The organism is Wenyingzhuangia gracilariae (assembly GCF_056387575.1).
Genome location: NZ_CM150748.1, coordinates 3,159,325 through 3,173,576, shown reverse-complemented (window position 1 = coordinate 3,173,576; position 14,252 = coordinate 3,159,325). Strand labels below are relative to the sequence as shown.

The window sequence follows — 14,252 nt, the reverse complement described above, 5'->3', positions numbered from 1 at the left end:
TATTTTTAAAATAATGAGTAAACAAAATAATCAACCCAAACCTAAATTCAATTCCTATTGGATTTATGCAGCTATTATAGCTGTAATTTTATCTTTTAATTTTTTTGGAAACAGCAACACAAGCACTGATATTTCTAAAAATAAATTTGAAGAATTATTACGTGCCAACAATATAGAAAACATTTTTATTGTTAATAATGATTATGCTGAAATACACTTAACCAAAGAAGCACAAAAAAGTTTTACCAATAAAACTCAAGACAATATGTTGCCTTGGGCACCTACCAAACCTATACTAACCTATAATTTTGGTAGCTTAGAAAACTTTGAAAATTTAATCAACGAAAACAAAGAAAAGTACAATTTAAATATTGACTTAAAGTTTGATAACAGAACCGATTTGTTTGATTCTTTAATAGGCTTTTTACCATTTATATTTATTTTCGGACTTTGGATCTTTTTTATGAGAAGAATGTCTGGAGGTGCAGCAGGTGGCGGTGCTGGCGGACAAATTTTTAACATAGGTAAGTCCAAAGCCAAATTGTTTGACGAAAAACAAAAAATAAAAATATCTTTTAAAGATGTTGCTGGCTTAGAAGGAGCCAAAGAAGAAGTTCAGGAAATTGTAGACTTTTTAAAAAGTCCAGAAAAATACACCAATTTAGGAGGTAAAATACCAAAAGGAGCCCTACTTGTAGGACCTCCAGGTACTGGTAAAACCTTATTAGCAAAAGCAGTTGCTGGTGAAGCGGGTGTGCCTTTCTTCTCTTTATCTGGTTCCGATTTTGTTGAAATGTTTGTAGGAGTTGGTGCTTCTAGAGTTAGAGATTTGTTTAAGCAAGCTGCTCAAAAATCTCCTTCCATTATTTTTATAGATGAAATTGATGCTATTGGTAGAGCAAGAGGAAAAAGCAACATGACCGGTGGTAATGACGAACGCGAAAACACCTTAAACCAATTGCTAACAGAAATGGATGGTTTTGGTACAGATACAAACGTTATTGTAATTGCTGCAACCAACCGTGCAGATGTTTTAGACAAAGCACTAATGCGTGCTGGTAGATTTGATAGACAAATATATGTAGACCTACCAGACTTAAACGAAAGATCTGCTATTTTTAAAGTACACTTAAAACCATTAAAATTAGGAAACGATGTAAAAGTTGATTTCCTAGCACAACAAACACCTGGTTTTTCTGGAGCAGACATTGCCAACCTTTGTAACGAAGCTGCTTTAATGGCTGCTAGAAAAGGGAAAGAAGTTATAGAAAACCAAGACTTTTTAGACTCTGTTGATAGAATTGTAGGTGGTTTAGAAAAGAAAAATAAAATTATTTCTGCCAAAGAAAAGAAAACCATTGCTTTTCACGAAGCAGGTCATGCCACTGCTAGTTGGATGTTAGAACACGCTGCTCCTTTGGTAAAGGTTACTATAGTGCCAAGAGGTCAATCTTTAGGTGCTGCATGGTACCTACCAGAAGAAAGAATGATTGTACAAACAGAACAAATGCTAGATGAAATGTGTGCTACCTTAGCAGGTAGAGCTGCCGAAAAAATTATTTTCAATAAAATTTCTACAGGAGCATTAAGTGATTTGGAAAAAGTAACCAAACAAGCTAGAGCTATGGTTAGTATTTATGGTTTAAGCGACAAAGTAGGAAACCTTACTTATTATGATTCAAGCGGTCAAGAATATGGATTTACAAAACCTTATAGCGAAACAACTGCAAAACTAATTGATGAAGAAATTAGCAATTTAATTGAAACTCAATACCAAAGAGCCATTGCTATTTTAACAGAAAATAAAGACAAACTTACCGAACTAGCCAATCGTTTATTAGAAAAAGAAGTTATTTTTAAAGATGATTTGATCAAAATTTTTGGTAAAAGAGCCTTTTTAAGCGAAAGCGAAAAATTAGAAGAAAAATTAAAAAAACAAGAAGCTGAAGAAGGTATTTCTGAAGCTGAAAGTTAAAAATTGGAGGTTAATTATTAAATGAGTTTATTTAGTAAATTTTTTAAAACTTCAGTCAACAAACCATCATCTAAAGAAAAAAAAATCAACGAACAACCCGTTGTTTTATCTTTAGATGATTTGTTTGTTAATAACTTTATTAATAAAGGAGGGAAATTTCTTTACTGTATTTCTCAAAAAGAAGCTTTAGCAACGTTTAAGAGAATATTGTTAGAAAACAATTGGAAAAGTGTTTCATGTATTAACAACGAATTAAAAGAAGTTTGCATGATTACAGATACTACTGTTTCCAATTCACATAAAGATTTTCCTTTTTTTTCTACTTGTGAACACCTCGTGGCAGACTCAGGAAACATTATGCTATCTTCTAATCAAATTAGTGAAATGAAATTAGGAGAACTAGACAGTAACTTTATTATTTTAGCTTACACCAGCCAAATTGTAAAAAACATGGGAGAAGGCTTAACAGGAATAAAATCTAATTGTAAGACAAAAATCCCTACTAATATTTGTGATATTAGAAATTACACTCTAGAAAAACCTAAAGATAATTTCTTAAGTTACGGAGTGTCTAACTCAAAAAACCTATATCTAATTTTAGTAGAAGATTTATAACACACCACTATGCTTCAAAGAGCTTTTTCAGGAATTATATTTGTTTCTATACTTATAGGAGCAACTTTGTATAGTAGTATTTCTTTCTACTTATTATTTTTCTTTTTTATGATTGTAGCCATTTTTGAATTTCAAAAATTAAGCAATTACAAAACTCCATTTTTTTACATTTTAGGAACCACAACTTATTTACTTTCTGTAGGAAGCCTAAACGTTGTAGAATACTATACCCCTATTAATAAACTATTTTCTAACCAAATTACCAACGCTAGTTTTATATATGTTTTATTGTTTTTTGCTTTTTTAATTTTACTTTTTAAGAAAAAACAAAACAATCCTTTTACAGATTTAGGAATTATATTTCTAACTTTTTTATATGCCATTATTCCATTTACCATTATACTTGCCATTCCTTTTTGCAATGCATCAAACACTTACCAAGGAACTACATTCTTAGGTTGTATTATCCTTATATGGTCTACAGACACCTTTGCTTATTTAACAGGTAAAGCGATTGGGAAACACAAACTATACCAAAAAATTTCTCCTAACAAAACTATCGAAGGTTCTTTAGGAGGCATCCTATTCACCTTAATTACAGCTACAATACTTGCCAAATATTTTACTCAATATTCTTTAATAGAATGGTTGGGACTAAGTATTGTAATTAGTATTTTTGGAGGATTAGGAGACTTGGTAGAGTCTATGTTTAAAAGAGCTGCTAAAATTAAAGACAGTGGTAATTTAATTCCAGGACATGGTGGAGTATTAGATCGTTTTGATAGTCTTTTATTCGCATCTCCTTTTATATATTTTTATTTACAACTTATTTCATAAATTATGTTTCACAAAGAAGGAAAACTTATTATTATTACCACACTTATCTTAGCTCTTATTGCTACTGATTTAACTTATTTTTTGTTAAAAGACATCGCTTGGTTACAATACATTATCTATACCGTTGCTTTATTTTTTGTTGTAATTGTATTGCAATTTTTTAGAAACCCAAAAAGACACACTAAAGTATCAGACAGTCATGTAGTGGCTCCTGTTGATGGAAAGGTAGTTGTAATTGAAGAGGTTTTTGAACCAGAATATTTTAAAGACAAAAGATTACAAGTTTCTATATTTATGAGTCCATTAAATGTACACGTAACCAGATATGGTTTAAGCGGATTGGTAAAATATAGTAAATATCATCCTGGAAAATATTTAGTGGCATGGCACCCAAAAGCATCTGAAGAAAACGAAAGAACCACTATTGTTGTAGAAAACAAAACATTTGGTGAAGTTTTGTACAGACAAATTGCTGGGGCTTTGGCTAAAAGAATTGTTAATTATGCCCAAGAAGGACAAGAAGTTTTACAAGGAACAGATGCTGGTTTTATTAAATTTGGTTCTAGAGTAGATGTTTTCCTTCCTCTAGATGCTAAAATTAATGTATCTTTAAATCAGAAAGTAAAAGGTGCCGAAGACATCATTGCCTCTATATAATACATTAACAACACTATGGATAAAGATGATTTATTAAAAGAACGTTTTGACAAAGCTGTAAGAATTGCTTCAGAAATGGATCCTCTACCTCCAGATATTATGCTTGAATTTTATGCTTATTTTAAACAAGCTACAAAAGGAGACCATTACTTTAGTTTTAACGCCAACACTCAAGAAGAAAGAGATTTAAGAAGCTCTTTTAAATTTAATGCTTGGATGCAATTAAGAGGTATTTCTCCTAAAAGAGCTAAGAAAGAATACATAAAACTGGTTGAAAAACATACCAACAGAATAATATAATTAAAAACCATCAACATGAAAAAAATAACGTTAATCCTATTAGCTGTAATTTCTTTAACTGCTTGTAAAGAAAAAAGTAAAAAAGAAAACAATACAACTCAAACCTCAACCTATCAATTAGATGCAGAAACTGTTGTTGTTAATTGGGTAGGATACAAATTCACTAACAAAACAGGTGTAAAAGGTCAGTTTCAAAAAGCAGAAGTTACCAACAACTCTAAAGCAGCAACCTTACAAGAAGCTTTAAAAAATGTAGAATTTTCAATTCCTGTAAGCAGTATATTTAGCAACAATGGTGTTAGAGATGCCAAGCTAAAATCTTTATTCTTTGGAATTATGGATAATACTGAACTGTTATCTGGAAAAGTAACAAGCGTTACAGGTACTAGTGGTATTATTGCATTGACTATGAATAACGAGACTCACGACTTACCATTTACATTAAACATTCAAAACAACACAGCTTACTTAAAAGCTACTATTGACTTACATGCATGGCATGCAGAAGAAGCATTAGCTTCTTTACACAAAGCCTGTGAAGTTTTACATACTGGAGAAGATGGAATTAGTAAAACTTGGAACACCGTAGACATTGATGCTGTTTTAAACTTCATTAAATAACAGTACAAAACATATTTTTATAAAAAGCTTCTACTCTGTAGAGGCTTTTTTTATATCCATAACAATAAATAATAAACAATAGGCACTGCCTCTACCCAAAAAGAAGCAAAATATTTGCTTTGCTTTGTTTTAGACAACAACAAAAACACACTTAACAACAAACAAACAACAACAAACTGCCACAAACCATAAATTTTAAAATTATAATAATGCAACAATACACTTAACCATAACAAAACAATTCCAATGTATTTTGTTGTTCTTACTCCTAAAACAATAGGCAACGTTTTTAATTTATTTTTGTCAAAATGAACATCTCTAATATCAAAAGGAATGGTTAGTACAACCACAAACAACATCAACTCCAAAAAGTAAAGAATGGTTTTTTCACTAAAATTCAACGTAAAAAAAACAACGACCCCAGCCCAAACAAATGCAATAATAAAAATTTTTAACCCTGGTACATATCTTAAAGAATAACGTTCTCCGTGTATGTTTAAAAAACTAAAAGCATAAAACAAGGTTAACAAACCAAAAGGAACTAACCGTAACAATTCCCAAATTTCAAACTCTAAAAAAAGGCTAAAAGCACCAATAAATGCAATCATATTTAAACACAGAATTAAATTCTTATATTGATTGCTAAACCCATCTAACAAGTGAATTTTTCCATATTTAAATCTATTTAAATATCTAATTAAATGATAAGCTACAAAGGTAGCATTGGCCAATAAAAGAGACTCATTAAATACATCTACCTTAAAAAGAACTCCTGTAATCTGCACCAAACAAGCAACTGCTATAGACACATGTATGTTGCTAAACACATAAAACTGAAACAAACCTTTAAAAATTCTCATTTAATAAACATACTTATCAACAACACAGTGCAAAATTGCTTAAAACATTTAATTCCTAATCAAAAATAAAACTTTTATTATCCCTATTTTTGTGTCTTTCAAATTTTTATTCTTTTCGCATGAAAACAGATGTTTTTGCTAATAGACATATTGGTCCAAATGTAAATGAACAAGCACAAATGCTTGCTCAGATTAATGTAAACTCTATAGACGAACTAATTGATTTAACCATTCCGAGCGATATTCGCTTGCAACAAGATTTGCAGTTAGCCCCAGCAATGAGTGAATACGAATACATGGATCATATTCAAAAACTATCTGTAAAGAATAAACTTTTTAAAAACTACATTGGTTTAGGTTATCATCCTACCATTACCCCTGGAGTTATTCAACGTAATGTTTTAGAAAACCCAGGATGGTATACAGCCTACACACCATATCAAGCAGAAATTGCACAAGGTAGATTAGAAGCTTTGTTAAATTTCCAAACCATGGTTACAGATTTAACAGGAATGGAAATTGCCAATGCATCTTTGTTAGATGAAGGAACTGCTGCTGCAGAAGCCATGATTTTATTATTCAACACAAGAAGTAGAACCCAAAAGAAAAACAACGCTCTACAATTTTTTGTGTCAGAAAACGTATTGCCACAAACTATTGATGTTTTAAGCTCTAGAGCAACTCCTTTAAACATTGATTTAATCATTGGAAATCACGAAACATTTGAATTCAACCAAAATGTATTTGGTGGACTTGTTCAATACCCTGGAAAAAACGGAAAAGTAGTTGACTATACAAACTTTGTTAAAAAAGCAAACGACAAAGAGGTTAGAATTGCTGTAGCTGCAGATTTATTAAGCTTAACCTTATTAACTCCTCCAGGAGAATGGGGTGCAGATGTTGTAATAGGTACCACACAACGTTTTGGAATTCCAATGGGTTATGGCGGACCTCACGCTGCTTATTTTGCCACAAAAGAAGCCTACAAAAGATCGTTACCAGGTAGAATTATAGGAGTTACCAAAGATTTGGATGGAAACCGTGCTTTACGTATGGCTTTGCAAACTAGAGAACAACACATCAAAAGAGAAAAAGCTACCTCTAACATATGTACAGCACAAGTTTTATTAGCTGTAATGGCAGGTATGTACGGTGTTTTTCACGGACCAAAAGGATTAAAATACATTGCCAATAAAATTTTAAATCACACATATACTTTAAACTTAGCTTTAAAAGAATTAGGTTTTGAACAAGTAAACAATGTGTTTTTTGACACTTTAAATGTAACGGTACCCTCTGCAAGCAAAGTAAAAGAAATAGCAGAATTGCTACATGTTAACTTTTTATACAACTCAGAAACCTCTGTAACTATAGCTATTAACGAAACCACCAATCTTAAAGATATAAACGAGATTGTTCGTATTCTAACCAAAGCTACAGGAAAAAACTTTACACAAATTCACAAATTAGTAGAGGTTGATGTAAAACCAGAACACAAAAGAACATCAGAATATTTAACAAATCCTGTTTTCAACACTCATCATTCAGAAACTGCAATGATGCGTTATATTAAAACATTAGAACGTAAAGATTTATCTTTAAACCACTCTATGATCTCTTTAGGTTCTTGTACTATGAAACTAAATGCAGCTTCGGAAATGCTACCTTTAAGCTGGCCTAACTGGGGAAACATTCATCCATTTGTACCTATTGATCAAGCTCAAGGTTATCAAGAAGTTTTAAAAGGTTTAGAAAAAGATTTGAATGAAATTACAGGTTTTTATGCAACATCTTTACAACCAAACTCTGGTGCGCAAGGAGAATATGCCGGACTTTTAGTTATTAAAGCTTATCACGAATCTAGAGGAGACAACCACAGAAATATTTGTTTAATTCCATCATCTGCACACGGAACCAATCCGGCATCTGCAGTAATGGCAGGAATGAAAGTAGTTGTTACCAAAGCAACCGAAGATGGAAATATTGATATAGATGACTTAAAAGAAAAAGCCCTTTTACACAAAGACAACTTATCTTGTTTAATGGTTACCTACCCTTCTACTCATGGAGTTTTTGAAAGTGGTATTAAAGAAATCACACAAATTATTCACGACAACGGAGGACAAGTATATATGGATGGTGCCAATATGAATGCACAAGTAGGTTTAACCAACCCTGCTACAATTGGAGCAGACGTTTGTCACTTAAACCTACACAAGACCTTTGCCATTCCTCATGGTGGTGGTGGACCTGGAGTAGGACCTATTTGTGTAGTAGAACATTTAGCTCCCTTTTTACCTTCTAATCCTGTTGTTAAAACAGGAGGAAACCAAGCTATTAAAGCCATCTCTGCTGCACCTTGGGGTTCTGCATTGGTATGCTTAATATCTTATGGTTACATAAAAATGTTAGGTGCTTCAGGCTTAAAATCAGCCACTCAAAATGCAATTTTAAATGCCAATTACATCAAATCTAGATTAGAAGCAGAATACAACATATTATATTCTGGTGAAAACGGTTTTTGTGCCCATGAAATGATTGTTGATTTTAGAGAATTTAAAACAAAAGGTATTGAAGTAGTAGATATTGCTAAACGTTTAATGGATTATGGCTTTCATGCCCCAACTGTATCATTCCCTGTTGCAGGAACTTTAATGATAGAACCTACAGAAAGTGAAAATAAAAGTGAGTTAGATACATTTGTAAATGCTATGATTAGCATTAAAAATGAAATTGATGAATTAGAGCATCACGATGAAAACTCTATTCTAAAAAATGCTCCACACACTCAAAAAATGTTAACATCAGATTCTTGGAGCTTTAAATACACACGAACCAAAGCAGCTTATCCATTGCCTCTACAGTCTGAAAATAAATTTTGGCCTTCTGTTAGAAGAGTAGACGATGCATATGGCGATAGAAATTTAGTATGTTCTTGTGAGCCTATAGAAAGTTATATGGAAGCTTAACACACAAAATACAAATTAAAAAACGCTATCAATATTAACATTGATAGCGTTTTTGTTTAAATCTTATTTTTGAAAAAAAACACGATTTTTTTCAAAAACTATTTTAACGATATTCAAAAACAAAAAACACGCAAAAAAACAAACCTAAAACACTAAAAAACAAACAAATAAACAAAAACACTTTTACACCTCCCACGAAACTCAAACCTGTTTTTTTGAAAAGCAGCTAAAATCTTAAAAAAGAGCAATTAAAAAAGTCGTTTCAGATGTTTATTACTTAGTGATAAAGTCTTATTTTTGCCTCTATTCGACGAATAAAAACACCAAACTAAATAGAAATATTCTAGTTTGTTTATTGTAATAATTTAAATTAAATCATGAAAGAAATCACCAAAGAAACCTATATCAACTGGTACAAGGACATGCTTTTCTGGAGAAAGTTTGAGGATAAATTGGCAGCAGTTTACATTCAACAAAAAGTTAGAGGATTTTTGCACCTATACAATGGGCAAGAAGCAATTTTAGCAGGATGTTTACACGTTATGGATTTAAAGCACGACAAAATGATTACTGCTTACCGTAACCACGTACAACCAATTGGAATGGGAGTAGATCCTAAAAAAGTGATGGCGGAATTGTATGGTAAAGCAACAGGTACCTCTAAAGGTATGGGTGGTTCTATGCACATATTCTCTAAAGAACATGGATTCTACGGAGGTCATGGTATTGTAGGGGGACAAATTCCTTTAGGTGCTGGAATGGCTTTTGGTGATAAATACCATGGTGTTCCTGGTGTTACTTTATGTTTCATGGGAGATGGTGCTGTTCGTCAAGGATCGTTACACGAAACATTTAACATGGCTATGAACTGGAAGTTACCTGTAGTATTTGTTTGTGAAAATAACGGATACGCAATGGGAACATCTGTAGAACGTACAGCAAACCACCAAGAAATTTGGAAACTTGGTTTAGGATACGAAATGCCTTGTGGACCTGTAGATGGAATGGATCCTATTAAAGTTGCAGAAGCAATGGAAGAAGCAATTGATAGAGCTCGTAGAGGAGATGGTCCTACTTTCTTAGAAATGAAAACTTACCGATACAGAGGTCACTCTATGTCTGATGCACAACACTATCGTACAAAAGATGAAGTTGCTGAATACAAAAAAATTGATCCTATTACTCAAGTTTTAGATGTCATCAAAAAAGAAGAATACTTATCTGAAGATGAAATCAAACAAATAGACAAAGACGTAAAAGCCAAAGTTGCAGAATGTGAAAAGTTTGCTGAAGAATCTCCATTCCCAGACAAACAACAATTATACGACATGGTATACGAACAAGAAAATTATCCATTTGTAAAACATAAATAATCCAAGAAAAATAATATGGCTACAATAGTTACAATGCCACGTTTGAGTGATACTATGACCGAAGGGACAGTTGCTCAATGGCTTAAAAAAGTTGGTGATAAAGTAGAAGAAGGAGACATTTTAGCAGAAATTGAAACAGACAAAGCTACAATGGAGTTCGAATCTTTTAACGAAGGAACTTTATTACATATTGGATTGCAAGAAGGAGACACTGCTCCTGTTGATAGCTTATTAGCTATTATTGGTGAAGAAGGTGAAGATATTTCTGGATTGTTAGATGGTGGTTCTGAAACTGCTACCGAAGAAACTCCTGAAGCAACAACTGAAGAAAACAATAACGAAACTACTGCTGCTCCTGCTGAAGATGCTACTATTCCTGATGGTGTTACCATAGTTACTATGCCTCGTTTAAGCGATACAATGACCGATGGTACTGTAGCAACTTGGTTGAAAAAAGTTGGAGACAAAGTAGAAGAAGGTGATATTTTAGCTGAAATTGAAACCGACAAAGCAACCATGGAGTTTGAGTCTTTTAACGAAGGAACTCTACTGTATATTGGTTTACAAGAAGGTGAAACGGCTCCTGTTGATAGCTTATTAGCTATTATTGGTGAAGAAGGAACTGATGTTTCTAATGTTGCAGCTAATTTTGGATCTGCTCCTGCAGCCCCAGCAAAAGAGGCTCCTAAAAAAGAAACTCCTAAAGCTGCTGCACCTGCTCCTGCTAAAACAGAAGCTCCAAAAACAGCTGCGGCTCCTACTGCAACTAAAAAGGTAAGCGCTATCAATTCTGAAAACGGACGTATCATAGCTTCTCCTTTAGCCAAAGCTTTAGCAGAGGAAAAAGGAATTAATTTAGCAAAAGTAGTTGGTACTGGTGAAGGTGGTAGAATTGTAAAGGTAGATATAGAGAACTATGTTCCTGCTACTGAAGCAGCTCCTGCTCCAAAAGCGGCTCCTGCAGCTCCTGCTGGTGAAATTTCTCAAAGAGAAGAGAAAAACTCTAACATGCGTAAAGCAATTGCAAGAGCTTTAGACAAATCTCAAACAGAAAATGTAAACTTTACCATTAGTTTAGATGTTGACATGGACAATGCCATCGCATCACGTAAACAAATTAATGAGTTACCAGATACTAAAGTTTCTTTCAATGACTTAGTGGTAAAAGCTTCTGCTATGGCCCTAAGAAAGCATCCGCAAATTAACACAGAGTGGACTGTTGAAAAAACAATTTATAACGAACATATTGCCGTGGGTGTAGCTGTAGCTATTGAAGACGGTTTAGTAGTACCTGTAATTCCTTTTACAGACACTAAGAGTTTAACTCAAATTGGTGCAGAAGTAAAAGAATTGGCTATTAAAGCTAAAAACAAAAAGTTAACTCCAGCAGAAATGTCTGGAAGTACTTTTACAGTATCTAACTTAGGAATGTTTGGTGTAGATAACTTTACCTCTATTATTAACCAACCTAACTCTGCTATTTTATCGGTAGGAGGAATTAAACAAAAACCTGTTGTTAAAAACGGAGAAATTGTTGTTGGTAACGTAATGAACTTAACTTTATCTTGTGACCACAGAACTATTGATGGTGCTGTTGGTGCAGCTTTCTTAAACACATTAAAGCAATATATTGAGAATCCTGTTACTATGATTGCATAAGCAATTTTAACAAACATATTTAAAGCACCTCTGTTTACGCAGAGGTGTTTTTTTATATCTTAGATTTTGTAAAATTCAGTAGCAATTTCCATCAGATTTGGCTCGATATATGATACAACAACTTTAATAGATTTATAATAGAAATAAAAGAAATGAATCATCTTAAAAAAATTTTTATAGCAAGTACAACCTTGTTAGCCGTAGCATGTAACAACACTCCTAAACATGCAAGCATAGAAGGAGAAATACAAAATTTGCCTAGTGATATTACAGAGGTTGTTTTGAGAACTCAAAACAATGTAAAAAACATTAAAATAGAAAATGGTGCATTTAAAGACACTATTAATATTGATGGTGAGTTTGCTTACCTACAAATTGGAAACCAAGGAAAAACGCTGTTTTTAAATAAAAACACCAACTTAGTTGTTAACGTAGATGTAAACGATTTTCAAAACAGTATTCGTTATCAAGGAAAAGGTAAAAAAGTAAACAACTATTTACACCAAAGAGAACAAATTACCCAACAAGTATTCGAAAAAATAGACAGTCTTAATAGTTTAGACAAAGCCGCATTTACCAACTATATTGATACAATGGTTGCTAAAATTGAATCTTTATTACAAAACAATCCAGATATAGACCCAGTGGTTTCTAAAACAGAAAAAGAAAACTTAACTGTTTTTGTAGAAAATCTTAAAAGCCAATACAATACTATTAATGGGATAGGTGCTAGTTTACAAAAAGGAGATGCTTCTCCAACCTTTAACTATGAAAACTACAAAGGAGGAACAACCAGTTTAGCAGACTTAAAAGGAAGTTATGTATACATTGATATTTGGGCTACATGGTGTCCACCTTGTAAAGCAGAAATCCCTTTTCTTAAAAAAGTGGAAGAAAAATTTCATAAAAAAAACATCAAATTTGTAAGTATTTCGGTAGACAATCCAAATGCAAAAGCCAAATGGCAAGACATGATTAAAGATGAAAATATGGGAGGAATTCAATTGTTTGCCAATGGAGATAATAGTTTTATGGAAGCTTATCAAGTAACAGGGATTCCGCGTTTTATTTTATTAGACACAGAAGGAAATATTGTTACAGCAAACGCACCAAGACCATCAAATCCTAATTTGACAAAAATCTTAAAAGAAATTTTATAACATACAAAAAAGAGAACCTTGCAACAACAAGGTTCTTTTTTTAAAGCTTTATTCCTAAACCAAAGCCTCCCCACCAATGAGATTTTTTACCAAAAGAAAACTCTTGTGTTCTTCTTGTTAATGTATATTTAAGAACCAATACATCTTTTATAATTAAATTCATTCCTAAATTAATATCAAACAAAAAGTCATTTACTTTAGAACGGTCTAACGTATATACAGAATTGTCCGAAAACAAAGCACCTTGTAACGTTGGGTTATAAATATTCCATCTCAAACCTGGTTCTATAAAAAGATTAAACCTAGTTTTATCACTTTTTTTGTAATGATATCCTATCTTCTCATTAAAGTTTAAAGCCGAACTAGTGTAATTAATATTGAACAGAGACAATTGTGTTCCTACATATACATCTGAAATATAATTCCCAAAATTCCCCATTACACGTATTGATGGAATTACATAATTATGAGAAATAGCATCATTAAAAACATACAAATAATTTACCTTATAATTTACAGCCAAGCTTCCTCCATTTTCAATTTGATTCTTCCACCCCATTGGCCTTGGTCTATCTGTACCAAAAATTTTTTTTTTGTGAATGTAAATTTGTGCTCTCTCTGCCAAAGGCAACCCTAAAGCCCCAACAGATAGCTCTGAATAAAACACTGTGTTTTTAAACAATTGAGTACGTCCTAAGCTTAAAAAAGTATAAGATGCATAAGGTCTATCACTTGTTATAACATCACTCCTAGTAATGTCTGTAGGAGTAAAAGATTGGAAACCAAAATTAATATGATTATAGTACTTAGGATTATCTCCTGATAATTTAAAAAAAGGTTGCCAAAACTTAAGCTCTCTAGTTACCAGATCTAACCTAAGTCCAGCCGTATAATTATCATCTTGATTTTTAGGAGCAAAGAAAGCATCATTTTCGTGATAAAATGAAGCTTGTTTTACAAATGATTCTTCTTTTTTTTGAGAAAAAACAGAAGTGGTTGTTACTACTAAAATTAAAAATATAAAAAAGCGATAATTACGATACATAGAGCAGTTTGATTGGTTTTTCAAAAATACACTCAAACTAAATTGTTTAAATTGATGCTACTCTACTACTCTAATAAATAAAATTGATTATCATCAACTACATCGATTTTTGTTAAATACTTAGTAAAAAACATGCAATCCGTATAATCTTAAAAATTAATTTTATTTTATGAGATGAATC

The 14,252-nt window shown here is 32.3% G+C and carries 12 protein-coding genes; 10 read left to right on the top strand and 2 right to left on the bottom strand.

Going from position 1 to position 14,252, the window contains the following annotated elements; genetic code table 11:
• Nucleotides 1–13 precede the first annotated feature (13 nt).
• Genes ftsH through ACY2IJ_RS13905 form a run of 6 tightly spaced genes read left to right on the top strand, consistent with a single transcriptional unit; the run spans nt 14 to nt 5,005 of the window.
• On the top strand, nt 14–1,975 hold the full coding sequence (ftsH, locus tag ACY2IJ_RS13930; protein WP_476724930.1) for an ATP-dependent zinc metalloprotease FtsH: 1,962 nt from the start codon (nt 14–16) through the stop codon (nt 1,973–1,975).
• Between the two features lie 21 nt (nt 1,976–1,996).
• Nucleotides 1,997–2,590, top strand: a complete 594-nt coding sequence (locus ACY2IJ_RS13925; protein WP_476724929.1) for a hypothetical protein — start codon at nt 1,997–1,999, stop codon at nt 2,588–2,590.
• 9 nt (nt 2,591–2,599) lie between these two features.
• Nucleotides 2,600–3,427, top strand: a complete 828-nt coding sequence (locus tag ACY2IJ_RS13920) for a phosphatidate cytidylyltransferase (protein ID WP_476724928.1) — start codon at nt 2,600–2,602, stop codon at nt 3,425–3,427.
• Nucleotides 3,428–3,430: 3 nt separating this feature from the next.
• Nucleotides 3,431–4,084, top strand: coding sequence for a phosphatidylserine decarboxylase family protein (locus ACY2IJ_RS13915; RefSeq protein ID WP_476724927.1), 654 nt, complete (start codon nt 3,431–3,433; stop codon nt 4,082–4,084).
• Nucleotides 4,085–4,099: 15 nt separating this feature from the next.
• On the top strand, nt 4,100–4,384 hold the full coding sequence (locus ACY2IJ_RS13910; protein ID WP_476724926.1) for an acyl-CoA-binding protein: 285 nt from the start codon (nt 4,100–4,102) through the stop codon (nt 4,382–4,384).
• Between the two features lie 15 nt (nt 4,385–4,399).
• Nucleotides 4,400–5,005, top strand: coding sequence for a YceI family protein (locus ACY2IJ_RS13905; RefSeq protein ID WP_476724925.1), 606 nt, complete (start codon nt 4,400–4,402; stop codon nt 5,003–5,005).
• A gap of 50 nt (nt 5,006–5,055) precedes the next feature.
• On the opposite strand, the gene ACY2IJ_RS13900 is transcribed toward ACY2IJ_RS13905, so the two are convergent.
• The gene (locus ACY2IJ_RS13900; RefSeq protein WP_476724924.1) at nt 5,056–5,865 is read right to left on the bottom strand and encodes a UbiA prenyltransferase family protein; all 810 of its coding nucleotides are present in this window, start codon (nt 5,863–5,865) and stop codon (nt 5,056–5,058) included.
• A 119-nt stretch (nt 5,866–5,984) separates the two neighbouring features.
• On the opposite strand from ACY2IJ_RS13900, the gene gcvP reads away from it, so the two are divergent.
• The 4 genes from gcvP to ACY2IJ_RS13880 all read left to right on the top strand — a co-directional run bounded on the left by gcvP (nt 5,985) and on the right by ACY2IJ_RS13880 (nt 13,026).
• Nucleotides 5,985–8,834: an aminomethyl-transferring glycine dehydrogenase gene (gcvP, locus tag ACY2IJ_RS13895; RefSeq protein ID WP_476724923.1), complete on the top strand. Its 2,850-nt coding sequence runs from the start codon at nt 5,985–5,987 to the stop codon at nt 8,832–8,834.
• A 377-nt stretch (nt 8,835–9,211) separates the two neighbouring features.
• Nucleotides 9,212–10,207 carry a pyruvate dehydrogenase (acetyl-transferring) E1 component subunit alpha gene (gene pdhA, locus ACY2IJ_RS13890; RefSeq protein WP_476724922.1) on the top strand — a complete coding sequence of 332 codons (996 nt, stop codon included), beginning with the start codon at nt 9,212–9,214 and terminating at the stop codon, nt 10,205–10,207.
• Nucleotides 10,208–10,222: 15 nt separating this feature from the next.
• Nucleotides 10,223–11,866: a 2-oxo acid dehydrogenase subunit E2 gene (locus ACY2IJ_RS13885; protein WP_476724921.1), complete on the top strand. Its 1,644-nt coding sequence runs from the start codon at nt 10,223–10,225 to the stop codon at nt 11,864–11,866.
• A 152-nt stretch (nt 11,867–12,018) separates the two neighbouring features.
• The gene (locus tag ACY2IJ_RS13880) at nt 12,019–13,026 is read left to right on the top strand and encodes a TlpA family protein disulfide reductase (protein WP_476724920.1); all 1,008 of its coding nucleotides are present in this window, start codon (nt 12,019–12,021) and stop codon (nt 13,024–13,026) included.
• Between the two features lie 40 nt (nt 13,027–13,066).
• On the opposite strand, the gene ACY2IJ_RS13875 is transcribed toward ACY2IJ_RS13880, so the two are convergent.
• A complete protein-coding gene (locus ACY2IJ_RS13875; protein WP_476724919.1) occupies nt 13,067–14,107 on the bottom strand; it encodes a lipid A-modifier LpxR family protein in 1,041 nt (346 codons plus the stop codon).
• Nucleotides 14,108–14,252: the final 145 nt, after the last annotated feature.